General features: G+C 71.7%; 19 protein-coding genes. 14 read left to right on the top strand and 5 right to left on the bottom strand.

Going from position 1 to position 23,466, the window contains the following annotated elements:
* Positions 1-53: 53 nt before the first annotated feature.
* Positions 54-2,090, bottom strand: coding sequence for a hypothetical protein (locus tag AC07DS_RS43375; protein WP_479154242.1), 2,037 nt, complete (start codon positions 2,088-2,090; stop codon positions 54-56).
* A gap of 343 nt (positions 2,091-2,433) precedes the next feature.
* Between AC07DS_RS43375 and AC07DS_RS43370 the strand changes: the two genes are divergently transcribed.
* From AC07DS_RS43370 to AC07DS_RS43340, 7 genes are all read left to right on the top strand, one after another.
* Positions 2,434-3,960, top strand: a complete 1,527-nt coding sequence (locus AC07DS_RS43370) for a leucyl aminopeptidase (protein WP_479154241.1) — start codon at positions 2,434-2,436, stop codon at positions 3,958-3,960.
* A 245-nt stretch (positions 3,961-4,205) separates the two neighbouring features.
* Positions 4,206-5,594, top strand: coding sequence for a dihydrolipoyl dehydrogenase (gene lpdA, locus AC07DS_RS43365; RefSeq protein ID WP_145875391.1), 1,389 nt, complete (start codon positions 4,206-4,208; stop codon positions 5,592-5,594).
* A gap of 62 nt (positions 5,595-5,656) precedes the next feature.
* Positions 5,657-7,432 carry a 2-oxoglutarate dehydrogenase, E2 component, dihydrolipoamide succinyltransferase gene (gene sucB, locus AC07DS_RS43360; RefSeq protein WP_479154240.1) on the top strand — a complete coding sequence of 592 codons (1,776 nt, stop codon included), beginning with the start codon at positions 5,657-5,659 and terminating at the stop codon, positions 7,430-7,432.
* A 209-nt stretch (positions 7,433-7,641) separates the two neighbouring features.
* Entirely contained in the window at positions 7,642-8,265 is a 624-nt protein-coding gene (locus tag AC07DS_RS43355) for a GntR family transcriptional regulator (RefSeq protein ID WP_145875395.1), read from the top strand.
* 259 nt (positions 8,266-8,524) lie between these two features.
* Entirely contained in the window at positions 8,525-11,227 is a 2,703-nt protein-coding gene (aceE, locus tag AC07DS_RS43350) for a pyruvate dehydrogenase (acetyl-transferring), homodimeric type (protein WP_479154239.1), read from the top strand.
* 94 nt (positions 11,228-11,321) lie between these two features.
* Entirely contained in the window at positions 11,322-12,308 is a 987-nt protein-coding gene (locus AC07DS_RS43345) for a helix-turn-helix transcriptional regulator (RefSeq protein WP_479154238.1), read from the top strand.
* 66 nt (positions 12,309-12,374) lie between these two features.
* On the top strand, positions 12,375-12,893 hold the full coding sequence (locus AC07DS_RS43340; RefSeq protein ID WP_479154262.1) for a DUF4240 domain-containing protein: 519 nt from the start codon (positions 12,375-12,377) through the stop codon (positions 12,891-12,893).
* On the opposite strand, the gene AC07DS_RS43335 is transcribed toward AC07DS_RS43340, so the two are convergent.
* Together AC07DS_RS43335 and AC07DS_RS43330 are read right to left on the bottom strand one after the other, a co-directional pair.
* Positions 12,883-13,083: a hypothetical protein gene (locus tag AC07DS_RS43335; protein ID WP_479154237.1), complete on the bottom strand. Its 201-nt coding sequence runs from the start codon at positions 13,081-13,083 to the stop codon at positions 12,883-12,885. The genes AC07DS_RS43340 and AC07DS_RS43335 overlap by 11 nt on opposite strands.
* Positions 13,084-13,148: 65 nt before the next feature.
* Positions 13,149-14,012 (bottom strand): peptidoglycan recognition protein family protein, encoded by an 864-nt coding sequence (locus AC07DS_RS43330; RefSeq protein WP_479154236.1) that lies wholly within the window; start codon positions 14,010-14,012, stop codon positions 13,149-13,151.
* Positions 14,013-14,211: 199 nt separating this feature from the next.
* Between AC07DS_RS43330 and AC07DS_RS43325 the strand changes: the two genes are divergently transcribed.
* From AC07DS_RS43325 to AC07DS_RS43315, 3 genes are all read left to right on the top strand, one after another.
* Positions 14,212-15,405 (top strand): MarP family serine protease, encoded by a 1,194-nt coding sequence (locus tag AC07DS_RS43325; RefSeq protein WP_479154235.1) that lies wholly within the window; start codon positions 14,212-14,214, stop codon positions 15,403-15,405.
* Positions 15,406-15,459: 54 nt separating this feature from the next.
* Positions 15,460-16,353 (top strand): TIGR01777 family oxidoreductase, encoded by an 894-nt coding sequence (locus AC07DS_RS43320; protein ID WP_479154234.1) that lies wholly within the window; start codon positions 15,460-15,462, stop codon positions 16,351-16,353.
* 216 nt (positions 16,354-16,569) lie between these two features.
* On the top strand, positions 16,570-17,934 hold the full coding sequence (locus AC07DS_RS43315) for an NAD(P)/FAD-dependent oxidoreductase (RefSeq protein WP_479154233.1): 1,365 nt from the start codon (positions 16,570-16,572) through the stop codon (positions 17,932-17,934).
* A gap of 4 nt (positions 17,935-17,938) precedes the next feature.
* On the opposite strand, the gene AC07DS_RS43310 is transcribed toward AC07DS_RS43315, so the two are convergent.
* Complete coding sequence (locus AC07DS_RS43310; RefSeq protein WP_479154232.1) at positions 17,939-19,402, bottom strand: regulator; 1,464 nt, start codon at positions 19,400-19,402, stop codon at positions 17,939-17,941.
* A gap of 238 nt (positions 19,403-19,640) precedes the next feature.
* On the opposite strand from AC07DS_RS43310, the gene lipB reads away from it, so the two are divergent.
* The 4 genes from lipB to AC07DS_RS43290 all read left to right on the top strand — a co-directional run bounded on the left by lipB (position 19,641) and on the right by AC07DS_RS43290 (position 22,725).
* Positions 19,641-20,438, top strand: a complete 798-nt coding sequence (gene lipB / locus AC07DS_RS43305; RefSeq protein ID WP_479154231.1) for a lipoyl(octanoyl) transferase LipB — start codon at positions 19,641-19,643, stop codon at positions 20,436-20,438.
* Positions 20,439-20,561: 123 nt separating this feature from the next.
* Positions 20,562-21,551 carry a lipoyl synthase gene (gene lipA, locus AC07DS_RS43300; protein ID WP_479154230.1) on the top strand — a complete coding sequence of 330 codons (990 nt, stop codon included), beginning with the start codon at positions 20,562-20,564 and terminating at the stop codon, positions 21,549-21,551.
* Positions 21,552-21,764: 213 nt separating this feature from the next.
* Entirely contained in the window at positions 21,765-21,962 is a 198-nt protein-coding gene (locus tag AC07DS_RS43295; RefSeq protein ID WP_145875414.1) for an SCO2195 family GlnR-regulated protein, read from the top strand.
* A gap of 61 nt (positions 21,963-22,023) precedes the next feature.
* Entirely contained in the window at positions 22,024-22,725 is a 702-nt protein-coding gene (locus AC07DS_RS43290) for a DUF4191 domain-containing protein (protein ID WP_145875416.1), read from the top strand.
* Between the two features lie 84 nt (positions 22,726-22,809).
* On the opposite strand, the gene AC07DS_RS43285 is transcribed toward AC07DS_RS43290, so the two are convergent.
* Complete coding sequence (locus AC07DS_RS43285) at positions 22,810-23,277, bottom strand: RDD family protein (RefSeq protein WP_392283083.1); 468 nt, start codon at positions 23,275-23,277, stop codon at positions 22,810-22,812.
* Between the last annotated feature and the right edge of the window lie 189 nt (positions 23,278-23,466).

Genomic DNA, 23,466 nt, shown 5'->3' with positions numbered 1-23,466 from the left:
TACGGATGGTTCCCCCCTGGGCGCCTTGGAACTGGATGCGGTCCGCTCTGCCCCTACGGCAGTTTCAGGGTGAGGGCCGACTGCAGGGATCCCGGCGTGGCCCAGGCCGAGCGCTCGCCCGCGTACGCCGTGCCGAACGCCGGGGTGGTGAGCAGGAGTTGCTGCCTGGTGCCCTCCGGGGCCGTCACCGGGATCTGGGTGCCGGACGGTGCGGTGACCGTGACCGTCTTGCCGATCCGGTAGGCGGTGACCTTGCCGTTGTCCAGCGCGGTCTGCCACTTGGCGCGGTTCTGCAGCTCGGTGCCGATGGCGCTCTGCCGCAGGTTGACGATCGGGGTGTTGTCGGCGAACAGCGCCTGGTAGTCGGCCAGTACGCGGTCCAGGACCGGGTAGAGGATGCGGTCCTCGGCCAGGTTGGACTGGTGCGCGTAGTGCGGGCGCGGGTCGTTGGCCAGGACGTGCCCGAGGTCGGTGCGGGCCTCGGCCGGCACGATGTGGTCCGGGTAGCCGGTGGCCGTGTCCAGCGGCTGCGGCAGACAGGTCGAGGTCGGGTTGTTCTCGCAGATCCCGCTGCCGCCGTCCGCCTTGGACGTGTAGATCCAGTTGTACTCGTCGGCCATCTCCGCCTTGGTGCCGACGTTGTAGTACACGTTCATCGGGTAGCGCGGCACGGTGAGCGTGCTGCTGCCCACCGCCCGCTGCTCGGACTCGCGGGAGTTGTCCGAGGCGGTCCACTTCACACCGGCCGCGGCCAGGGCGGGGCCGAGGTTGGGGTTGTCCTGGGGCTGCTGGGGCAGGGTCTTCAGGCCCGAGTGCTCACCGGTGACCAGCTCACTGCGGTCGACCGAAAGGCCGTGCTGCAGGGCCCAGTCGTAGTTGTCGGAGATCTCCCCGGAGATGGCGGAGCGGCTCACCCACCGGGTCGAGCCGTCGGCGTTCTTCGCGCAGCTCCACGGCACCGTCGAGGTGTCCTGGACGCAGCCGAGGAACAGGTGGGTGTAGGTGTGGTTCACCCAGCGGTACTTGGCCTTGTCCGCGAGCAGCTGGGCGGTGAGGGCGTCGGTGCCGCCGTTCTCGCTCTTCCACTCCTCGCCGGCGCCCGCGTTGAACACCATGTCCAGCGTGAAGCCGTGGCTCTGCTCCCAGGAGGCCGCGTACCGGGCGTCGTCGGCGGTCATCCGGATCGGCGTGGTGGTGTCGGTGCCGCCGCTGCCGCAGTCGATGTCGCCGGGCGTGCAGTTGCGCCCGGTGTCCCAGCGGGCGTCCGGCGCGAAGACGTCGTCGACGTGGACGGCGAAGTAGTTGCGGGCCTGGCCGAGGTGCACGCCCTGGGTCAGCCATTCCACGATGCCCCGCGCCAGCACCCGGAACTGCTGCTGGTACTGGTTGTAGGCGAACGTCACCACCAGCTCGCGCCGCCCGTCGTGGGCGTACTCGCCGAGCAGGCTGCCGGTGCCGCTGCCGTCCGGCACGGGGACGTCGACATAGCTGGTGAAGCCGGTGCGGGGCCGGGCGACGAAGCCGTAGCTCTCCTGCACGGAGGGCGAGTTGTCCTCGAAGCCGAAGGCGCCGTCCAGGTAGCCGAAGGGTCCCGCCCTGCCGGCCGCGGTGACGCCGGCGGTCCGCCCGTCGAGGCTGCCGGCGTAGCCGCCCTGGTCGGTGTAGTCCAGGCCGACCTCGGGGTGGGCCCAGGTGTAGGCGTCGACCTGCGGGATGCCGTACGTCCTCTCGTACGTCTCCAGGGCCGTCTGCTCGGCGGAGCCCGCGCCGAACGGGGCCTCGTTCGGCAGCACGACGCCCTGGAACTTGGCGCGGGGCCGGCCGCCCACCGTGTCGCCGAGGAACGTGTCGGTGATGGTGGGCCGGCCGGAGTCGTCCAGGTCGACCGTGGTGTACGGGATGCCCTCGCTCCTGAGCTGTGCGGTGATCGCACCGACGGAGCTGCCGCCGTCGTCGACGACCAGGACGCGCAGATCGATGCGCGGGTCGGTGGCGGCGGAGGCGGGCGGGGCGGCGAGCCCCAGTGCGATCAGGCCCGCGGCCGTCGCGGTGACGGCCGGCGCTCTCCAGCGCTGCACGCGGTGTGCCATGGCAGGTCCTTCCCCCCAGAAGATCCCTCAGTGGTGAATTCGCGGAGGATCAGTGGAAATCATGCGAAGTGACGGGCAGCGGCCCGCCGGAACCCGATGAGTGTGGCTCAGCTCACCGGCGTCCGGGGGTGAGAAGTGGCCACGACGCCACGCACAGGTGAACACCCGCAGGCATGAGCGAACGGTCACACGCGCGTAGTCTCGTCACGGGTGTTCGCCGACAGGGTGAAGGCCCCGGTTGCCACATGCCCCCAGGCCTGGACCTAGGGTCGGCTCTCGGGCCCGGTCGACCCACCCCTCATCGGCCACAGCAACTTCACATCGGAAGCGAGATTTCACCACCGTGACTGCTCTGACTCTCAGCACCGCCGCGGCGCCCGGCCTCCGGGCCGACGCGATCGTGATCGGTGTCGCCAAGGGCGCCAAGGGACCCGTCGTCGCGCCCGGCGCCGACGCCGTGGACAACGCGTACGACGGCAGGCTGGCCGGCGTCCTGGAGACCCTCGGCGCCTCGGGTGCCGAGGGCGAGCTGACGAAGCTGCCCGCCCCGGCCGGCTTCAAGGCGCCGCTCGTGGTGGCGGTGGGCCTGGGCGCGGAGCCCGCGAAGGACGCCGGGTACGACGCCGAGGTGCTGCGCAAGGCCGCCGGCCTCGCCGCCCGTGCGCTCGCCGGCTCCAAGAAGGCCGCGTTCGCACTGCCCGTCGACGACGCGGGCGCCGTCGGCGCGATCGGGGAGGGCGTCCTGCTCGGCGCCTACGCCTTCGACGCGTACAAGGACTCCGGCAAGGACGCCAGGGCCAAGAACGGCAAGGCCCCGCTGGCCGAGGCCGCGCTGCTCGGCGGCAAGCCGCGGGACGCCGCACACAAGAGCGCCGTGGCCCGGGCCGTCGCGGTCTCCGAGGAGCTGAACCGCTCCCGTGACCTGATCAACATGCCGCCGAACGACCTCACCCCGGCGATCTTCGCCGCCGAGGCGCAGGCCGCGGCCAAGGAGCACGGCCTCAAGGTGCAGGTGCTCGACGACAAGGCCCTGGTCAAGGGCGGCTACGGCGGCATCCTGGGCGTCGGCGGCGGTTCGGCCGCGACCCCGCGCCTGGTCAAGCTGACGTACACGCACCCGAACGCGGAGAAGCACCTGGCCTTCGTCGGCAAGGGCATCACCTACGACTCGGGCGGCATCTCCCTGAAGCCGGCCGGCCACAACGAGACGATGAAGTGCGACATGAGCGGTGCCGCCGCCGTGTTCGCCGCGGTCGTCGCCGCCGCCCGCCTCGGCCTGGAGGTCAACGTCACCGGCTGGCTGGCACTGGCCGAGAACATGCCCTCCGGCTCCGCCGTGCGTCCCGGTGACGTGCTGCGCATGTACAGCGGCAAGACCGTCGAGGTGCTGAACACCGACGCCGAGGGCCGGCTGGTCCTGGCCGACGCGCTGTGGGCGGCCTCGCTGGAGAAGCCGGACGCGATCGTGGACGTGGCCACGCTGACCGGCGCGATGATGCTGGCGCTGGGCAGCCGGACGTTCGGTGTCATGGCCAACGACGAGGCCTTCCGCACGGCGGTGTACGAGGCCGCTGAGGAGGTCGGCGAGCCGGCGTGGCCGATGCCGCTGCCGGAGCACCTGCGCAAGGGCATGGACTCCACCGTCGCGGACATCGCGAACATGGGTGAGCGGATGGGCGGCGGGCTGGTCGCCGGTCTGTTCCTGAAGGAGTTCGTCGGCGAGGGCATCACCTGGGCCCACCTGGACATCGCCGGGCCGGCCTTCAACGAGGGCGGTGCATTCGGTTACACGCCGAAGGGTGGTACGGGCAGCGCGGTGCGGACGCTGGTCCGGCTCGCGGAGCTCACCGCGGCGGGTGACCTCGGCTGAGGTTGATTCCTCTGCGGTAACGGCTCCGGGGTGTTCTTCACTCCGGAGCCGTTTTCTCCTGTTGCGCTCCACCAGTGCGATGTGTCACACCCTGGCCCGGCGTCTCGTCCGCCTCGAACAAGTGCAAAGATGGAGCCCGGCAGGACAGGGCCCCACCGAAGGGCCGAAGCATCAAGCGGCCGGACACCAGCCGCCTGCCGGTCATCGGAGACCGGCGTACGGCGCACATGCATGGAGGACGTGACGTGGCGAACGACGCCAGCACCGTTTTCGACCTAGTGATCCTCGGCGGTGGTAGCGGTGGTTACGCCGCGGCCCTGCGCGGAGCGCAGCTGGGCCTGGACGTCGCCCTGATCGAGAAGGACAAGGTCGGCGGCACCTGCCTGCACCGGGGTTGCATCCCCACCAAGGCCCTGCTGCACGCGGGCGAGATCGCCGACCAGGCTCGCGAGAGCGAGCAGTTCGGCGTCAAGGCCACCTTCGAGGGCATCGACGTCCCGGCCGTCCACAAGTACAAGGACGGTGTCATCGCCGGCCTGTACAAGGGTCTGCAGGGCCTGATCGCCTCGCGCAAGGTGACCTACATCGAGGGTGAGGGCCGGCTGTCCTCCCCGACCTCCGTCGACGTGAACGGCCAGCGCATCCAGGGCCGCCACGTCCTGCTGGCGACCGGCTCCGTGCCGAAGTCGCTGCCGGGCCTGGAGATCGACGGCAACCGGATCATCTCGTCCGACCACGCCCTCGTCCTGGACCGCGTGCCCAAGTCCGCGATCATCCTGGGCGGCGGTGTCATCGGCGTCGAGTTCGCCTCGGCGTGGAAGTCCTTCGGCTCGGACGTCACGGTCATCGAGGGCCTCAAGCACCTCGTCCCGGTCGAGGACGAGAACTCCTCCAAGCTTCTTGAGCGCGCGTTCCGCAAGCGCGGCATCAAGTTCAACCTGGGCACCTTCTTCCAGAAGGCCGAGTACACCCAGGACGGCGTGAAGGTCACCCTCGCGGACGGCAAGGAGTTCGAGGCCGAGGTCCTCCTCGTCGCCGTCGGCCGTGGCCCGGTCTCCCAGGGCATCGGCTACGAGGAGCAGGGTGTCGCCATGGACCGGGGCTATGTCCTGGTCGACGAGTACATGCGCACCAACGTTCCGACCATCTCCGCCGTCGGTGACCTCGTCCCGACCCTCCAGCTCGCGCACGTCGGCTTCGCCGAGGGCATCCTGGTGGCGGAGCGTCTGGCCGGTCTGAAGGTCGTTCCGATCGACTACGACGGTGTCCCGCGGGTGACGTACTGCCACCCGGAGGTCGCCTCCGTCGGTATCACCGAGGCCAAGGCCAAGGAGATCTACGGCGCGGACAAGGTCGTCGCTCTGAAGTACAACCTGGCGGGCAACGGCAAGAGCAAGATCCTCAACACCGCGGGCGAGATCAAGCTCGTCCAGGTGAAGGACGGTGCCGTGGTCGGCGTCCACATGGTCGGCGACCGCATGGGTGAGCAGGTCGGCGAGGCCCAGCTGATCTACAACTGGGAGGCGCTGCCGGCCGAGGTCGCCCAGCTCATCCACGCCCACCCGACGCAGAACGAGGCGATGGGCGAGGCGCACCTGGCGCTCGCCGGCAAGCCCCTGCACTCCCACGACTGAGCCTTCGGTCCACGGGCGCGACGACACAGACTTCCGCAAATTCCTAAGGAGAAACCGAAACCATGGCGGTTTCCGTAACCCTTCCGGCGCTCGGTGAGAGCGTCACCGAGGGCACTGTCACCCGCTGGCTGAAGGCCGAAGGCGAGCGCGTCGAGGCCGACGAGCCGCTGCTCGAGGTGTCGACCGACAAGGTCGACACCGAGATCCCCTCGCCCGCCTCCGGCGTGCTGGCCTCCATCAAGGTCGCCGAGGACGAGACCGTCGAGGTCGGCGCCGAGCTGGCGGTCATCGACGACGGCACGGGTGCGCCCGTTGCCGCTCCGGCCCCCGCGGCCGCCGAGGCTCCGGCCCCGGCCCCCGTCGCCGAGGCCCCCGCTGCTCCGGCCCCGGCCCCCGAGGCCCCGGCCGCCCCCGCTGCCGCCCCGGCCGGTGGCGCCCAGGGCACGGACGTGGTCCTGCCCGCGCTCGGCGAGTCCGTCACCGAGGGCACCGTCACCCGCTGGCTGAAGTCGGTCGGCGACTCCGTCGAGGCCGACGAGCCGCTGCTCGAGGTCTCCACGGACAAGGTCGACACCGAGATCCCGGCGCCCGCCTCCGGCGTGCTGCTCGAGATCGTGGTCGGCGAGGACGAGACCGCCGAGGTCGGCGCCAAGCTCGCCGTCATCGGCGCCGCGGGTGCGGCTCCGGCCGCCGCCCCGGCCCCGGCTGCCCCGGCCCCCGCCGCTCCGGCCCCGGCCCCCGCCGCTCCGGCCCCGGCTCCGGCCGCCCCGGTGGCTCCGGCCGCCCCGGCCCCCGCGCCCGCCCCGGTCGCCGCCGCTCCGGCTCCGGCCGCCCCGGCCCCCGCGCCGGTGGCTCCGGCTCCGGTCACCCCGGCCCCGGCCGCTCCGGCCGCCGCCCAGGCGACCGACGAGGGCGCCTACGTCACCCCGCTGGTGCGCAAGCTCGCCGCCGAGAACGGCGTCGACCTGGCCGCCGTCAAGGGCACCGGCGTCGGCGGCCGCATCCGCAAGCAGGACGTCATCGCCGCCGCCGAGGCCGCGAAGGCCGCCGCCGCCGCTCCGGCTCCGGCCGCCGCTCCGGCCGCCGCCAAGAAGGCCCCGGCCCTCGAGGTCTCCCCGCTGCGTGGCCAGACCGTCAAGATGACCCGCATCCGCAAGGTCATCGGCGACAACATGGTCAAGGCGCTGCACGAGCAGGCCCAGTTGTCGTCGGTCGTCGAGGTCGACGTCACCCGCCTGATGAAGCTGCGCGGCAAGGCGAAGGACTCCTTCGCCGCCCGTGAGGGCGTCAAGCTCTCCCCGATGCCGTTCTTCGTCAAGGCCGCCGCCCAGGCGCTGAAGGCCCACCCGGTCATCAACTCCCGGATCAACGAGGCCGAGGGCACGATCACCTACTTCGACACCGAGAACGTCGGTATCGCGGTGGACTCGGAGAAGGGCCTGATGACCCCGGTCATCAAGGGTGCGGGCGACCTGAACATCGCCGGCATCGCCAAGGCCACGGCCGACCTGGCGGGCAAGGTCCGCGCCAACAAGATCACCCCGGACGAGCTGTCCGGCGCGACCTTCACCATCTCCAACACCGGTTCGCGCGGCGCGCTGTTCGACACGATCATCGTGCCGCCGAACCAGGTCGCGATCCTCGGCATCGGTGCCACGGTCAAGCGTCCGGCCGTCATCGAGACCGAGGAGGGCACGGTCATCGGCGTCCGCGACATGACCTACCTGACGCTCTCCTACGACCACCGCCTGGTCGACGGCGCCGACGCGGCCCGTTACCTGACGGCGGTCAAGGCGATCCTGGAGGCGGGCGAGTTCGAGGTCGAGCTCGGCCTCTGATCCCCCGATCAGGCAGTACGAAGCCCCGCCCGGAGTCGTCCGGGCGGGGCTTCGCCGTTTCACGGGGCAAGCTGCAAGTCCCAGGGGCGTCAGGCGCCGCAGGCCCCATGTGCGCCTCGTCTCACCTGCACGAAAGCACCCCCATGCATCCCCCCGAAGCCCCGCACGGCTTTATTGTCTAAACGTCAGCCCCTCCCGAAGGAGCCCTCATGACCGCCCCCGTCATCCACTCGCTGCGCGAACAGATCCGCGAGCACATCGTGGAGGGAATCGTCAGCGGTCGCTGGCAGCCGGGCGAGCGCATCGTGGAGCGGCGGATCGCGACCGAGCTGGAGGTCAGCCAGACGCCGGTCCGGGAGGCCCTGCGCGAGCTGGAGTCCCTGCGGCTGATCGAGTCCGCGCCGAACAAGGGTGTACGCGTCCGGAACCTGACCGCGGCCGATCTGGAGGAGAGCTACCCCGTCCGGGCCGGCCTGGAGGCCATCGCGGCGGAGCTGGCGGCCGAACGCCTCGCGGAGGACTGCTCGGCCCTGGAACCGCACGTCCTGGCCCTGTACGAGGCCGACCGCAGGGCCGACGGCACGGCCCAGGTCCGCCACACGGTCGGCTTCCACCGCGAGCTGGTCCGCGCGGCGGACAACTCGGTGCTGCTGCACACCTGGGAGGGCCTGGGCATCGAGGTCTTCACGGCGCTGTCGATCCGCTGGCTGGGCACGGTCCAGCAGTCGTACGCGGAGGAGCACGAGGAGCTGGTGCAGGCCTTCAAGCGCCGGGATCCGCGCATCGCCGAGTTGGTGAAGGCTCACGTCCTGGGCTGTGCCCCGAGGGCTTGATTCACCCGAGCATACCGTCGCTCACCTGCGAAAACCCCGGCCAGATGCGGCACCGGGTGCCCATTTCAAAGGCACCGGGTGCCTACTTTCTCGAAATCGAGAAGTTTTGCCCCGTACCCCTTTGATCGATCATCGATCAGGGAGTTACAGTCGCCGACGGACTTCCACCGAAGTCCGCTGCCCTGTCCTGCCAAAGACCAAGGGCACCCCCGAACCCTTACCGATGAGGGAACCCCCTTCGACTGAGGAAGGCGGCGACATGACCGACCCCAACGCCATCCAGCCGAGCGCGCTCGACCAGCTCCCCGACCGCGACCCCGAGGAGACCGCCGAATGGCAGGCCTCCCTGGACGCCGTCGCCAGGGAGGCCGGGCCGCACCGCGCCGCATACCTGATGCGTCGCACGCTGGAGCGCGCCGAGGCGGGCGGCATCGCGCTGCCGAAGCTCCTCGAGACCGACTACGTCAACACCATCCCCACCGCCGCCGAGCCGGGCATTCCCGGTGACGAGGCGATGGAGGCCCGGATCACCGCGTGGAACCGCTGGAACGCGGCCGCCATGGTGACCCGCGGCTCGAAGTACGGCGTCGGCGGCCACATCGCCACCTTCGCCTCCGCGGCCTGGCTCTACGAGACGGGCTTCAACCACTTCTTCCAGGGCAAGGAGGCCGACGGGTCCGGCGACCAGCTCTACATCCAGGGCCACGCCTCCCCCGGCATCTACGCCCGCGCCTTCCTGGACGGCCGGCTGAACGAGGGCCACCTCGACAACTTCCGCCAGGAGTCCGGCGGCAACGGCCTGCCCTCCTACCCGCACCCGCGCCGGCTGCCCTGGCTGTGGGAGTTCCCGACGGTGTCGATGGGCCTCGGCCCGCTGTCGGCGATCTACCAGGCGCGCTTCAACCGGTACCTCACCAACCGCGCCATCAAGGACGTCTCCGCCTCGCACGTGTGGGCGTTCCTCGGCGACGGCGAGATGGACGAGCCGGAGTCGACGGCGGCCCTCGCGCTCGCCGCGCGTGAGGAGCTGGACAACCTCACCTTCGTCATCAACTGCAACCTGCAGCGCCTCGACGGCCCGGTGCGCGCCAACTTCAAGATCGTGCAGGAGCTGGAGGCCCAGTTCCGCGGCGCCGGCTGGAACGTCATCAAGACGCTGTGGGGTTCGGCCTGGGACGAGCTGTTCCAGCTCGACACCACCGGCGCGCTGGTACGCCGTCTGCGCGAGGTACCGGACGCGCAGATCCAGACGTACCAGACCCGCGACGCCGCCTACATCCGCGCCGACTTCTTCGGCAAGGACCCGGCGCTCGCCGAGATGGCGAAGCTGCTGAGCGACGACAAGATCCTCGAGTGCTTCCACCTCTCGCGCGGCGGTCACGAGGCCCGCAAGGTCTACGCCGCATACAAGGCCGCCGTCGAGCACAAGGGCGCGCCGACCGTGATCCTGGCCCAGACGGTCAAGGGCCACACCCTCGGCGAGGGCTTCGCGTCGAAGAACGCCAACCACCAGATGAAGAAGCTGACGGTGGACGAGTTCAAGACGATGCGGGACCTGCTGGACCTGCCGATCAAGGACAGCGACTTCGCCGACGGCGTGGTGCCCTACGGCCACCCGGGCGCCGACTCCCCCGAGGTCCGCTACCTCCAGGAGCGCCGCGCGGCCCTCGGTGGCCCGGCCCCGGCCCGCCGCACGCACGCGCTGGCCCCGCTGCCCGCCCCCGCCGAGAAGGCCTTCGCCTCCTTCGACAAGGGCTCCGGCTCCCAGAACGTGGCCACCACCATGGCCTTCGTCCGTCTGGTCAAGGACCTGGTCCGCGACAAGGAGACCGGCAAGCGCTGGGTGCCGATCGTCCCCGACGAGGCGCGCACCTTCGGCATGGAGAGCCTCTTCCCGTCCCTGGGCATCTACTCGCCCAAGGGCCAGACGTACGAGCCGGTCGACCGCGACCAGCTGATGTACTACAAGGAGGCCAAGAACGGCCAGATCCTCAACGAGGGGATCACCGAGGCCGGTTCGATGGCCGACTTCATCGCCGCGTCCAGCGCGTACGCCACGCACGGCGAAGCGATGATCCCGTTCTACATCTTCTACTCGATGTTCGGCTGGCAGCGCACGGCCGACCAGATGTGGCAGCTCGGCGACCAGCTCGGCCGCGGCTTCCTCGTCGGCGCGACGGCGGGCCGTACGACCCTGACGGGCGAGGGCCTCCAGCACGCCGACGGCCACTCCCCGGTGATCGCGGCCACCAACCCGGCCGCCCTCACCTACGACCCGGCGTTCGCGTACGAGATCGCGGTCGTCGTCCGTGAGGGTCTGCGCCGGATGTACGGCGAGGCCAAGCCGGGCGAGGACCAGAACGTCTTCTACTACCTGACGGTCTACAACGAGCCGATGCCGCAGCCGGCCAAGCCGGCCGGGCTCGGTATCGACGAGGGCATCGTCAAGGGTCTCTACCGCTTCAACACGGCGGAGTCCGCGGGCGTGACCGCCCCGGCCAACGCCCCGCGCATCCAGCTGCTCGGCTCCGGTACGGCGATCCACTGGGCCCTGGAGGCGCAGCGGCTGCTCGCCGAGGAGTGGGGCGTGGCCGCCGACGTGTGGTCCGCGACCTCCTGGTCCGAGCTGCGCCGCGACGCGCTGGAGGCCGACGCGGCCCTGCTGCGCGGCGAGGAGCGCGTGCCGTACGTCCGCCAGGCGCTGCAGGGCGCCGAGGGCCCGGTCCTGGCCGTCTCCGACTACATGCGCCAGGTCCCGGACCAGATCGCGCAGTGGGTCGAGCAGGACTGGTCCTCGCTGGGCGCCGACGGCTTCGGCCTGTCCGACACCCGCGAGGCCGCCCGCCGCCACTTCGGCGTCGACGCCCAGTCGATCGTCGTCGCGGCCCTGGCCCAGCTCGCCAAGCGCGGCGAGGTCAAGGCGACCGCGGTGAAGGAAGCCCGGGAGAAGTACGGGCTGTAGTCGTCCGAGTGCTGGGAAGGGGTACGGCAGCTGCCGTACCCCTTCTTCTTTTCTTCGTCGTTCTCTGTCGGTGGCCCCCGGCATCATGAGACGCATGCGTGCGGCCCGGCTCATCAAGATGGTGCTCCTCCTCCAGTCCCGCCCCTCCATGACCGCCGCCGAGCTGGCCCGGGAGCTGGAGGTGTCGGAGCGGACGGTCACGCGGGACGCGCAGGCGCTCTCGGAGGCCGGTGTGCCCGTGTACGCCGACCGGGGGCGGGCCGGCGGGTACCGGCTGATCGGCGGGTACCGCACCCGGCTGACGGGGCTCGCCCGGAGCGAGGCCGAGGCCCTGTTCCTGAGCGGGGTGCCGGGGGCGCTGCGGGAGATGGGGCTGGACGACGTCGCCTCCGCCGCCCGGCTGAAGGTCTCCGCGGCCCTGCTGCCCTCCCTGCGGGACGCCCCGGACAGCGCCGCCCAGCGGTTCCATCTGGACGCGCCCGCCTGGTTCCGCGAGCCGGAGACACCCGCGCTGCTGCCCGTGGTCGCCGAGGCGGTGTGGGACGACCGGCGGATCGGGGCCGTGTACCGGCGCGGGGAGACCGTCGTCGAGCGTGACCTGGAGCCGTACGGGCTCGTGCTGAAGGCGGGCGTCTGGTACCTGTGCGCGCGGGTGGGCGACGGCGGCGCCTTCCGGACGTACCGGATCGACCGGTTCGACGCCGTCGAGGCCCGTGACGAGCACTTCGACCGCGATCCGGAGTTCGGCCTCCCCCGGTACTGGGCCGAGCAGGCCGAGCGGTTCGCCCGGTCGATCCTGCGCGCCGAGGTCGTCGTACGGCTGTCCCCGGACGGTGTGCGCAGGCTGCCGTACGCCGTCGATCCGCTCTCCGCGCGCGAGGCGCTCGCGGGCGCGGGCGAGCCGGACGCCGAGGGGTGGGTGACGGTGACCGTGCCGGTGGAGTCGGAGGAGGTCGCGCACACCCAGCTGACGGCGCTGGGCCCGGAGGCCGAGGTGCTGGCGCCGGGGAGCCTGCGGGAGCGGCTCGCGGCCGACGCGGCCCGGCTCGCCGCGCGCTACGGCCGTGGAGAGGTCTCATAACGATCCGCAGCACTCCCGGCGACTCCGCGTGCGCCCCACCGGCTCAGGCCCGATGCTGGACCCGTGATGGAAGAGTCGGAGTTCTGGGAGCTGATCGACACCACCCGCGAGGCCGCCGAGGGCGACCCCGAGGAACAGGCCGACCTGCTCGTGGACCGGCTGCTCCAGCTGGATCCGGAGACGGTCCTGGACTTCGCCCGTCACTTCGAGTCCCGTTACAACCGTGCCTACCACTGGGACCTGTGGGGCGCCTCCTGGGTGCTGCTCGGCGGGGCCAGCGACGACGCGTTCGACTACTTCCGGTGCTGGCTCATCGGCCAGGGCCGGGAGGTCTTCGAGGGCGCCCTGCACGCCCCGGACTCGCTGGCCGAGCTGCTGCAGGACTTCGACGAGGAGATCGACGGCGACGGAGAGGAGCTGGGCTACGCGGCGGACGAGGCGTACGAGCAGCTCACCGGCGCCGTCGCCCCGGACCTCGGCATAGCGCCGGCGCCCGTCGAACCGGAGGGCACCCCGATCGACTTCGAGAACGAGGCGGCCCTCACCGAGCTGTATCCCCGGCTTTCGGCACGTTTCAAGGGCTGACTCCGGGAGCGTGCAGGGGTGGCGCCGCGTTGGCCAGGTCAAGTGCGGAGGCCGTCGCGGCGGCCGGTCCGACCACGACCGCCGCGACCACGCAGACGACGGTCCAGGGGCGGCGCACCGCCCGGGTCCACACGGTGGCCGCCGGCCCGGACCGCCGGGCCCGCTCGTCCTGCTGCCGTGTACCGCTCATCGTCTCCCCGCCTCCGGTCGGCGCATCTCCCGCTGAGTGCGTGCCCCGACGGTAGGGCGGCGACCTCAGCGGGTGCCGTGAGTCGCCTGTGGCACTCCTGTGGGCACGGGCCGGGCGGGGACACGGCCCTGCAGGCGGGCGGCGGACTGTCTGATCTCCGGGAGCCGGGCGGTCAGGGCGGCGCCCGGGCAGCTGGTCATGAAGCCCTCGTTGTGGCCGGCCACGGCGGGCACGGTGGCGGTGCTGCCGGCCTTGTACCGGCTGAGGCCGTTGCTGGAGACCAGGCGGGTGCGGGAGCGCGGGTCGACGTCGGCGAGGCCGAGCTTCCAGGCGGTGAGGGCGGCGATCGCGTCGGTCATGGCCCGCGGCACGTCGACTCCGGCGGTGAAGGTGCCGAGGGCGGCGATGCCGGTGGTGCGGTGGTTGAAGCCCTGGGTGTGGGCGCCGGTGACGGGCCGCTCGACGCCTCCGGCGCGGCCCTCGTAGATGGTGCCGCAGCGGTCGACGAGGAAGTTGTAGCCGATGTCGTCCCAGCGGCGCAGGCCGGTCTGGCCGGCGTACAGGTCGCGGATGATGCGGGGCGCCTCGGCGCAGTCGTAGTGGTTGGGCGAGTCGGTGTGGTGGACGAAGACGGCGACCACCTTGTCGTCGTAGCGCGGGGGCGGCTGGCTGTGCGCGGCCGCGGTGCGGTCCAGCCAGGCGGAGCGGGGCACGATCCGCGGCCTGGGGGCGTGATGGGCCGGCTGGGGCCGGTCCGCGGCGGGCTGGCCGAGCCCCAGCTCGCCAGGGCGCTCGACACCGCGGGCGAACAGGGCCAGCGCGAGGATGGCGGTCAGGCCGGGCAGACAGCCCAGCAGCACCAGTACGGCACCGGGCACGTGCACGCCCTGCCGCTTCCGCGTCCCTCGCGATCTTCGGAAGACAGGCATGAGCCCACTGTCGGGCCGGTCCGCCGGGCTCGCGATGTGTGCTGTGCCACCCGGTGGAACCATCGTCCTGGTGGAGGACGTTTCTGGGGATATACGCACACGTGGCCGGTTCACCGTCCGGTGGCCGCTCGCGCGCGTGCGTGACTGATCATCGGGCCCGTCCCGGCCGTATTAGGGGGTCCGAGAGAAAGGCGGCTCCGTGGACCTGCTCGACCTGGTGCTCGCACTGGTGATCCTCGTCTACGCGGCGTCGGGGTACCGGCGCGGCCTGGTGGCCGGATGCGTGTCCCTGGCCGGGTTCGTGGGCGGCGCGGTCGTCGGTGTGTGGGTGCTGCCGTGGGTGACCGGCCTGGTGGCGCGCGGCTCGGCGACCGCGACCGTGCTGGCGGTGCTGACGGTGCTGGTGCCGGGGGCGGTGGGGCACGAGCTGGCGGGCCGGCTGGCGCTGCGGCTGCGCCGGGAGCTGGACCGGGAGGGCCGGGGTCCGCTGCGGGTGGCGGACGGGATAGGGGGTGCGGCGGCCAACTCGGTCGCGGTGCTGATCGTGGCCTGGGTCGCGGCGAGCGTGCTGGGCGCGTCCTCGTCGCAGACCCTGACGACGGCCATACGGAACTCTGCGTTGCTGGGCGCGGTGCAGCAGACGATGCCGGAGACGACCCCGGTGTGGTTCTCGCGGGCGACGTCCGCGCTGACCGAGGCGGGCTTCCCGCAGGTCTTCAACCCCTTCGAGAACGAGTCGACGGCGCAGGTGCCCCGGCCCACGGGCGACAGTGTGACGCCGGCCGCCGGCGATGCCGCCAAGCGGAGCACGGTGAAGATCGAGGGCGCCTCCGGCACCGAGGGCCGGGAGGGCAGCGGCTTCGTGTACGCGCCGCGGCACGTGATGACGAACGCCCACGTGGTGGCGGGCATCGACCACCCGAGCGTGCGGGTGGGCGGGGTCGGGCGGTCGTACGAGGCCCGGGTGGTGCTCTTCGACCCCGACCGGGACGTGGCGGTGCTGTACGTGCCCGATCTGCGCGCCCCGGTGCTGCGGTTCGACCGGAGTGCCGCACGCGGCGACTCGGCGGTGGTCGCGGGCTATCCGCAGGACGGGAACCTGAACCTGCAGGCGGCGACAGTGGCGAACCGGGTGCGGGCGACCGGCCAGAACATCTACAGCAACCACACGGTCACCCGGGAGATCTACTCGATCCGCTCGACGGTCCGGCCGGGCAACTCCGGCGGCCCGCTGCTGACCACCGGCGGGCGGGTGTTCGGTGTGGTCTTCGCCCGCTCCACCTCGGACGCCGAGACGGGGTACGTGCTGACCGCGGCCGAGGTGGCGGGCGACGCCGGACGCGCGGCCTCGGCGACCGCGCCGGTGGACACGGGCCAGCTGGTCACGTCGTAGCGCGTCGTCGCCGCGTGACGGTCTTCTCGGGCGCGAGGGGGAAGGATGGGGCGCATGGAACCTTCGCGAATCGCGGTGGCCGGTGCGTCCGGTCTCATCGGCAGCGCCCTGGTGCGGTCCCTGACCGCGGACGGGCACGAGGTGGTGCGTCTGGTCCGCCGTGCGCCCCGGGACGGCAGCGAGGTCCGCTGGGACCCCGAGCGGCAGCAGGTGGACGCGGCCGGTCTCGTCGGCTGCGACGTGGTGGTCAACCTCGCGGGGGCGGGGATCGGCGACCGGCGCTGGACACCGGAGTACAAGCGGCTGGTCCGGGACAGCCGGGTGCTCGGCACGGCGGCGCTGGCGGAGGCGGTGGCCTCGCTGGACACACCGCCGCGGGTCTTCGTGAACGGCAGCGCGATCGGCTTCTACGGCGACACGGGCGACCGGGCCGTGGACGAGGACGCGCCGCCCGGGGACGGGTTCCTGCCATCGCTGTGCGTGGAGTGGGAGGAGGCGGCGGCGCCCGTGCAGGAGGCGGGCGTGCGGACGGTCTTCGTGCGCACGGGGCTGGTGGTGGCGCGCGGCGGCGGGGCCTGGGGCCGGCTGTTCCCGCTGTTCAAGGCCGGGCTCGGGGGGCGGATGGGCGACGGACGGCAGTACTGGTCGTACATCGCGCTGCACGACGAGGTCGCCGCGATCCGGTATCTCATCGACCAGGACACGCTGTCCGGGCCGTTCAACCTCACCGCGCCCCAGCCGCTGACGAACCGTGAGATCACCGGAGCAATGGGACGGGTGCTGCACCGGCCGACGCTGTTCGCCGTCCCGGCGCCGGTGCTGCGGACGGCGCTCGGCGAGATGGCCGGGGAGGTGCTGGGCAGCCTGCGGGTGGTGCCGAAGCGGCTGCTGGAGTCGGGGTTCACCTTTGCGTTCCCGGGGATCGACGACGCGATCCGCGCGGCCTGAGGGGACGCCGTGCACGCCGACTGACATGACGTCAGGAAGCTCTGGGATGTCCTGCGACCTCTTGTGACCGCATGCGACCGTCGTGCGACCGTGCTCTGTTGATGCGCGACTGTTCCTGACCGATCACGGCCCTAACCTCGACCCGAACTCGGGTATCCCCGGAGCCTGTTGGGGGCATGACGTCTCCACCGGCCGCGCAACCACAGGAGGGGCCTCGTGCTTGAGCCCGCGTACCAGGTGGACGTCGTCATCGTGGGAGCCGGAATCGCCGGACTCTCGGCGGCTCATCGGCTCACCAGCGCAGGAGTAACAACCGTAGTCCTGGAAGCCGCCCCTTATGCGGGCGGCCGCATGTCGACCGAGAAGGTCGACGGCTTCCGGCTCGACCGCATCGGACAGCTGCTGTCCACGTCCTATCCCGAGCTCCGCCGCACCCCGGGACTCGGCTCGCTCACCCTGCGCCGCTTCGCGCCGGGCGTACTGCTGCACCGCGACGGACAGACCCATCGCGCGGGCGCACCGGCGACCGGAGGGAGCGCAAGGGGCGCACTCCATGTGGTGCGCGCCCTGGCAAGCGCCCCCAGGGGCCCGGCGGCCGCACCGAGCCGTGCCGGTGCGCCGGTGGGCGGCGCGGTCGACCAGGCCCGCCTCGGCGCCGCCCTGGGCCGGATCGCCGCCACTCCCGTCGAACGCCTGCTGTCCCGGCCCGAGCTGCCCGCCGCGCAGGCCCTCGCGGCCCGCGGGGTGCCCGCCCGGACCGTCGACGGCTTCCTGCGCCCGCTGCTCGCCGCGCTGCTGTGCGACCCGGAGCTGACCACGTCCAGCCGCTGCGCCGACCTGGCGCTGCACTCCTTCGCGAGCGGCCGGCTGTGCGTGCCGGAGGGCGGTGCGGAGGCGCTGCCGGAGCTGCTGGCCGGCGCGCTGCCGCCCGGCACCGTGCGCACCGGGGTGCGGGTCACCTCCGTGTCCACGACCTCGGTGGCCACGGCCGAGCACGGTGAGATCCGCTGCCGTGCGGTGCTGCTGGCGACCGACGCGCGGGCCGCGGCCGAGCTGCTGCCGGGCCTGCGGGTACCGGACTTCCATCCGGTGACGGTCGTTCACCACACCACGGACGAGCCGGCCGCGGTCCTCGCGACGGGCACGTCGCTGCTGCTGGACGCCGACCGCGGCGGACCGGTCGCACACACGGCGGTGCTCAGCAACGTCGACCCGAGCCGCGCGCCGGCCGGCCGGGTGCTGATCTCGTCGACCGTGCTGGGCACCCCGCCCGACGACGTCGACACCGCCGTCCGCATCCACCTCTCGCGGCTCTACGGGACCTCGACGCGCCGCTGGGAGACGCTCGCCGTGCACCACACCCCGCAGGCGGTACCGGCGATGCGTCCCCCGCACGACCTGCGCCGCCCGGTACGTCTGCTGGCCGGCCTGTACGTCTGCGGCGACCACCGCGACACCAGCACCGTCCAGGGCGCCCTGTACTCGGCCCACCGGGCCGCGGCGGCGATCCTGGCGGACCTGGGAGCGGCGGGACCGATGCACAGGGCGGATCCGGCACCCACGCTGCCTCGAGCGGCCTAGTCCGTCAGCCCAGTGCGGCGACCCTCTCCCGGTACCCCCTCACCGGCGCCGCGTCCTTGTACGGCTCCAGTCTGCGTTCGAAGTCCTTCACGTACTCGATCGCCCGAGCGCTCCGCATCTCCGCCGCCTGGCCGGCGGCCTCGGCGGCCAGTGCGCAGGCCTGGTCGAGTTCGCCGAGGCCGAGCCGGGCGGTGGCGAGGACGACCCGGCAGAACAGGCGGCTGCGGGCGTAGGAGGGCGCGCGCAGCTGGAGGGAGCGCTCCGCGTGCTGGGCGGCGGCCCGGAACTGCTGCAGGTCGCGGTGGCAGTGCCCGAACTCGTCGGCGAGCTGCGCCTCGTCGAAGAACCGGGCCCAGTACGGCACCTCGTCCCCGGGCCGGGCCGCCTCCAGGGCGCGCTCGGCCCGCACCAGCGACCCGGTGCACGCCCGCACCTCCCCGAGCACCCCGTGCGCGCGGGCCTCGGAGGCGTGCAGCAGCGCCTGCACGACCGACGGTGCGCCGGTGCCGACCCCCTGCTGGGCCACCCGTGCCAGCTGTACGGCCTCCCTGCCGTGCCCGAGGTAGACGGCCTGGCGGCTCATGGTGACCAGCACGTAGGAGCCGTAGGACCGGTCGCCGGCCGCCTGGGAGAGGCGCAGGGCCTGCACGAAGTAGCGCTGGGCGAGCCCGTGCGCGGCGATGTCGTACGAGGTCCAGCCGGCGAGCCGGGTGAGGTCGGCGGCCGCGGCGAACAGGCGGCGGCCGGTCTGCTCGTCGTAGACGCCGCGCAGCATCGGCTCGCACTCGTGCTCCAGATAGCGCACCAGGGCCTGCCGGGCGTGGCCGCCGCCGTAGGCGTCGTCGAGGGTGCGGAACAGCTCGCCGACCGAGCGCAGCGCGGCGATGTCACCGCCGGTGACCTTGTGGCCGGGAGCGCGGGCGGCGTGTCCGCGGGGCCGGGGCGGAGCGGGTACGGCCTCGGGCCGGTCCCGGGCGGCGGGTCGGCCCTGCGCGGGCACCCGGGGTGCCGGCTCCCGGGCCACCCGGTCGTCGGCCTTGCCGATCAGCCAGTCCCGGCTGGGCACGACCAGCCCCGCCGGGGTGAAGGCGATCTTGCGCAGCTCGGCATGACTGCCGGAGTCCTTGCGCCACAGCCCGCTGACGATGTCGACGGCCTCTTCGGGAGTGGCCGCGAACTCGAGCCCGGCGTACACCGGCGCACAGGCGTCCAGGCCGAGGTCCTGGGCCGTGAGCCGGCGTCCGAGCCGGCGGGTGAACACCTCGGCGATCAGGGCGGGCGTGGTGCCCCGGGGCTGCTGCCCACGGAGCCAGCGGGTGACCGAGGTCTTGTCGTATCTGAGGTCCAGCCCGTGCTCCAGACCGAGCTGGTCGACGCGACGAGCCAGACCCGCGTTGGAGAACCCTGCTTCTGCGATGAGCGCGGCGAGCTGGCGGTTGGGGGTGCGCTGCGCGGGTCGGTCCGTCATCTGCGGTGCGGTCTCCTGCCTTCCGGCGCCTGAAGTGCCGGGATTGCCTGTGAGCAGCCCTTATGGCCTCGTGAACGGCGCGAATGTAGCGGAGGGTGAGTAGACGATCACATACTTCGCCGCTCATTCATCCGATCGTGTGAGGATTGCCCCCAGGGCTGACGTGCGCCGGGCGGACGTACAGTGGCGTGGGCGCGTTACGTGCCTGACACACCCATTGCTGAGGGAGGCGCTTGCCGTGAGTGAGTTGCGGTTCGTCCACATGGGGTTCGGCGCGGACGCCGTCGAGTACCAGGAGGCGTGGGACGAGCAGCGCCGGGTGCACGCGGCCCGGTTCGCCGACGAGACCCCCGACACCGTGCTGCTCCTGGAGCACCCCCCGGTGTACACGGCGGGCCGCCGGACCGAGGACAGCGAGCGCCCGCTGGACGGCACCCCCGTCATCGACGTGGACCGCGGCGGCAAGATCACCTGGCACGGCCCCGGTCAGCTGGTGGGCTACCCGATCCAGAAGCTGCCCCGCCCGGTGGACGTGGTCGCCCACGTGCGCCGCCTCGAGGAGGCGCTCATCCGCACCTGCACCGAGTTCGGCGTGGAGAGCACCCGGGTCGAGGGCCGCAGCGGCGTGTGGGTGCTCGGCGACCCGGTCGAGCAGCGGCCGGCCCTCGGCGGGCTCTCCCTCGACTTCGACCCGCGGCTCCAGGACGAGGAGTTCGACCCCCGCCTGAACGGCCCGGAGTACGCCCCCTCCAACGCCGGCCAGCGCCGCGAGGACCGCAAGATCGCCGCGATCGGCATCCGCGTCGCCAAGGGGGTCACGATGCACGGCTTCTCCTTCAACGTGAACCCGGACAACCGCTGGTTCGACCGGATCATCCCGTGCGGCATCCGTGACGCGGGGGTGGCCTCCCTGGCCGGCGAGCTGGGTCGCGACATCACCATCGAGGAGGTCCTGCCGGTGGTGGAGCGCCATCTGCGGGACATTCTGGAGAACGCGGAGCCGAAGCCGCGGGAGATCGAGAAGGCATCCGCCTGATCGGGGAATGCGCCCCATGGCTGTGAGGTTGGCCTCACCCGTAGGGCTCAGTTAACACGGGCGTACCCTGGTGTGCGCCGAAGAATCGAAGATTTCGTCTAAGCAATCAGCAGGGAGCCGGTCGTGTCCGCAGTCGCACCCGACGGACGCAAGATGCTGCGCCTGGAGGTCCGCAACAGCCAGACCCCCATCGAGCGCAAGCCCGAGTGGATCAAGACTCGGGCGAAAATGGGCCCCGAGTACACGGCGATGCAGAAGCTCGTGAAGAGCGAGGGTCTGCACACCGTCTGCCAGGAAGCCGGCTGCCCGAACATCTATGAGTGCTGGGAGGACCGCGAGGCGACCTTCCTCATCGGCGGCGACCAGTGCACCCGGCGCTGTGACTTCTGCCAGATCGACACCGGCAAGCCCGAGGCCCTCGACCGTGACGAGCCGCGCCGGGTCGGCGAGTCCGTGGTCACCATGGACCTGAACTACGCCACCATCACCGGCGTCGCCCGCGACGACCTGGAGGACGGCGGCGCCTGGCTGTACGCCGAGACCGTGCGCCAGATCCACCAGCAGACCTCCGGGCGCGAGGCCGGCCGGACCAAGGTCGAACTGCTGGCCCCCGACTTCAACGCGGTCCCCGAGCAGCTCGCCGAGGTCTTCTCCTCCCGACCCGAGGTCTTCGCGCACAACGTCGAGACCGTGCCGCGGATCTTCAAGCGGATCCGCCCGGGCTTCCGCTACGAGCGCTCGCTGAAGGTCATCACCGAGGCCCGCGACTTCGGCCTGGTCACCAAGTCCAACCTGATCCTCGGCATGGGCGAGACCCGCGAGGAGGTCAGCGAGGCGCTCAGGCAGCTGCACGAGGCGGGCTGCGAGCTGATCACCATCACCCAGTACCTGCGCCCCTCGGTGCGCCACCACCCGGTGGAGCGCTGGGTGAAGCCGCAGGAGTTCGTGGAGCTGAAGGAGGAGGCCGAGCAGATCGGCTTCTCCGGTGTGATGTCCGGCCCGCTGGTCCGGTCCTCGTACCGCGCCGGGCGCCTGTACCAGATGGCGATGGAACAGCGTCAGTCCGCTGCTCCGCAGCCGGGCGGCGACTCCATCGCGACCCAGGCTGTGTGAATTCACGCACAAGCTATTACTGGCCAGTAATGGCCGAGTCGACGCGGTCCTGACCGTCCTCGCTGATGAGGGCGACCGTCAGGGCCGCGTCAGTGTTTCGGGGCTCCGCATCAAGGCTTCACTGGCGTTTGACCGGTCGGTCACGCCCTGGTAACACCAATCAGTGACTCTGGTATCACGCGACGTACACCCGACCGAGGGGGGACCTCGATCATGCAGGCCGCGCCCGTCCGCGCCACCGCCATTCCGTCCTTCACCGACGCGCTCCGCGCAGTGGAGTCCCTGCTCATGAGCGGCGGCCAGCGCACCGCCCGCCGCAACGCCTGGACCTCCGTGCTGGAGGACCGCCGCCGCGCCAAGGACCGGGTCGAGGCGCAGCGCGTGCTCGAACAGGCCCGTACCCGCTCCTGAAACCTCTCCTCGCCGGGCACTGCCGTCGTGGGCACTCCCGGGGGCACGTAGACTTCGTGGCATGGCGAGGAAGGAAACCGCGGCGGACGCCGCGAACGCAGGGCGACTGAAGCAGATCGCCCTTACGTACAAGATGACCCGTAAGGCCGACAAAAAGATCGGTCTTGTGCTGGCGGCCGTCGGTATCGGCACCCTCGGTGTCTTCCTCGCGATCGGCTTCGTGACCGGCTACCCGGTCTATCTCGGCATCCTGGGCCTGCTGCTGGCCTTCCTGGCGACGGCGATCGTTTTCGGCCGCCGCGCCGAGCGTGCCGCGTTCGGGCAGATGGAGGGCCAGCCGGGCGCCGCAGCGGCCGTGCTGGACAACATCGGCCGGGGCTGGACGACGACGCCGGCGGTGGCGATGAACCGCAGCCAGGACGTGGTGCACCGCGCGGTCGGCAAGGCCGGCATCGTGCTGGTCGCCGAGGGCAACCCGAACCGGGTGAAGAGCCTGCTGGCCGCCGAGAAGAAGAAGATGAACCGCATCGTGGCGGACGTGCCGGTGCACGACGTGATCGTGGGCAACGGCGAGGGCCAGATCGAGCTGAAGAAGCTGCGCACGACCATGCTGAAGTACCCGCGCGTGCTGACCGGCCCCCAGGTGACCACGACCAACGACCGGCTGCGCGCCATGGGCGACCTGATGAGCAACATGCCGCTGCCGAAGGGTCCGATGCCGAAGGGCATGCGGATGCCGAAGGGCGGGCCGAAGGCCCGCTAGTCCTCCTCGTACGAGAAAGGGGGCGCCCGACCACTGGTCAGGCGCCCCCTCCGTCGTACGAGGTTCGGCTTGGTCGTACGAGGTTCAGCTCCGGACTTCCACGGTCTTCGCGACCCGGTCGTGCAGGCCGCGGCCGTCCCGGTCCCAGATCAGGGCGGGGATCGCCAGGCACAGCAGGACCGTGCGCAGCAGGGCGCGCAGCGGGTTGACCGTGCCGGTCTGCAGGGCCACGACCCGGATGCCGAAGAGACGCTTGCCCGGGGTGAAGCCGATCGTGCCGACCGTGAGGGCGCTCATCACGAAGAAGATGAGCAGGGCCCAGTTGCTGGTGGCGGGGCTATTGCCATGCGTGATCAGGCCGTATGCGATCAACACGCACAGACCCCAGTCCACGGCCAGGGCGCCGAGCCGCCTGCCGGGCCGTGCGATCGAGTTCGGTCCGTCCTGCGGGAGGCCGAGCTGCTCGCCCCGGTACCCGAAGTCGGCGCCGGCTTCTTCCATGGCCGCGCGCGGCCCGGAGAGCCACGATCCCATTGCTTGCCTGTTGTCCACCCGTCCACGGTACGCGCCGGGAATCGGGCCGGGCGCACAGGGGTGTGTCGGCGCTACGGTGGAACAGTGGCCGGTTAACTTCTGCGAAACAAACGGGTCACGCCCGAGAAATCACCCGTCCCTAGGGTCGGAGGCAGCGTGTGCCACCGCACTGGCCGCACGAACGATCTACCACCCCGGCGGGACGGT

It is taken from the genome of Streptomyces sp. NPDC044064 (assembly GCF_056434245.1).
Note: the sequence above shows the minus strand (reverse complement) of the source record. Positions and strands in the feature narration are given on the sequence as shown.